Source organism: Sandaracinobacter sp., assembly GCF_041909755.1.
GTDB lineage: Bacteria > Pseudomonadota > Alphaproteobacteria > Sphingomonadales > Sphingomonadaceae > Sandaracinobacteroides.
In genome coordinates, this window is record NZ_JAYRCW010000165.1 from 1 (window position 1) to 1,989 (window position 1,989).

2 protein-coding genes are annotated in these 1,989 nt (G+C 65.9%); both read left to right on the top strand.

Annotation, left to right across the window (positions count from 1 at the left end; all coding sequences use genetic code 11):
- Window positions 1-725: 5-aminolevulinate synthase (hemA, locus tag ACE3O8_RS13460; RefSeq protein WP_374390557.1), on the top strand; the 725-nt coding region annotated here is incomplete at its 5' end.
- A 94-nt stretch (window positions 726-819) separates the two neighbouring features.
- The coding region (locus ACE3O8_RS13465) for a helix-turn-helix domain-containing protein (protein ID WP_374390559.1) at window positions 820-1,989 on the top strand (1,170 nt) is incomplete at its 3' end.

The following is a 1,989-nucleotide window of genomic DNA, read 5'->3' on the forward strand; positions in this document are numbered from 1 at the left end:
AGCTTTTGGAAAAGGACGATCCGGCGGCGCCGAAGCTGATCGCCTTCGAATCGATCTATTCGATGGACGGTGACTTCGGCCCAATCCGCGAAATCTGTGACCTCGCGGCCGAATTCGACGCGCTGACCTACCTGGACGAGGTTCACGCCGTCGGCATGTATGGTCCCCGTGGGGCGGGCGTGGCCGAGCGTGACGGGCAGATGCACCGGATCGACATCGTCAACGGCACGCTGGCCAAGGCTTTCGGCGTCTTCGGTGGCTATATCGCTGCCTCGGCGCGGATGGTGGACGCGGTGCGCTCTTATGCGCCGGGGTTCATCTTCACCACCTCGCTGCCTCCCGCCGTGGCGGCGGGAGCCGCGGCCTCCGTGCGCTTCCTGAAGGGGGAGGGTGGCCGCGCCCTGCGCGAGAAGCACCAGGCCCAGGCGAAGATCCTGAAGACCCGGCTCAAGGCGATGGGCCTGCCGATCATCGACCACGGCAGCCATATCGTGCCGGTCCATGTCGGCAACCCGGTGCACTGCAAGATGCTGTCGGACATGCTTCTGGAAGACCACGGCATCTATGTCCAGCCGATCAACTTCCCGACCGTTCCGCGCGGGACGGAACGGCTGCGCTTCACCCCCTCGCCGGTGCATGACACGGGCGAGATCGAGGCGCTGGTTCGGGCGATGGACAAGCTCTGGGCACATTGTGCGCTGAATCGCGCCGAACAGGTCGCCTAAAGCGGCTTGGCCCGTGGAAAAGCCCTTGTCCTGTGATAGGCTTTCGCGAATAGAACACATGTGAGTCGCTGGGGAAGGCGGCCACGCTTGAGTAGTGCACCAAGGGGACAGGGCGCTGATGATCGGTTGGAGGTCGAAACCTTCGACAACCGAAGAAGACAAGCCAAAGGGCTTTGATGACTTCGAGTTGCGTCTTGGTGATCTCATGCGCGGCGAAAGGGCCACGCTTGGGAAATCGCTGCTGGATGTCCAGCGCGAGCTGAAGATCAAGGCCACCTACATCGCCGCCATCGAGAATGCCGACCTTTCGGCCTTCGAGACCCCCGGTTTCGTGGCGGGCTATGTCCGCTCTTACGCCCGTTACCTGGCGATGGACCCGGAATGGGCCTTCGAGCGTTTCTGCGCCGAGGCCGGCTACCAGGTTTCGCACGGGCTTTCCGCCGCCGCTTCCCCACAGCAGATCGTCAAAGCGCGGGCGCGGTCGGAATTTTCCGATCCGCTGGGCGACCCGAACGCCAGCTTCATCCCGCGCGGCGAGGCGATCTTCTCGCATATCGAGCCCGGAGCGCTTGGCTCCATCGCCGTGCTGGTCGCGCTGATCGGCGCCATCGGCTATGGCGGCTGGTCCGTCTTGCAGGAAGTGCAGCGTGTGCAACTGGCCCCGGTCGACGAGGCGCCGACCGTGGTGGCCCAGATCGACCCGCTGGCGAATGCCGGGGCAACCGCGCCGAACGTCGTGGCCACGCGCCCGGCCGAACCGGCAGCCGAGGCCGTCGCCAGCGCCGAAGGCACCGCGACCGATGACGTGCTGGACCGCCTGTATCGTCCGCAGGCGCTGGACGTGCCGGTCCTGACCTCGCGCGATGGGCCCATTGCCGCGATCAACCCGCGCGATACCGGCGTGCTGGCGCAAGTGGCCGAAACCGATTCCGTCGACGCCGCCATCGACCAGGCGGTCGGCAGCGACGTGCAGGTCATCGCCGATGCCAAGGAAGGCGTCGAGGTTCTGGCCGTGCGCCCGTCCTGGGTTCGGGTGAACGCCGCCGACGGCACGGTCCTGTTCGAGAAGATCCTCGACGCGGGCGAACGTTATGCCGTGCCGCCGCTGGAAACCGCTGCAGTCTTCCGCACCGGCAACTCCGGCTCGATCTACTTCGTCGTCGATGGCGTCGCCTATGGCCCCGCCGCGCCGGGCGCGCAGATCGCCAAGGACATCCCGCTGTCTCCCGAAGCGCTGACCCAGACTTTCGCGCAAGCCGATCTG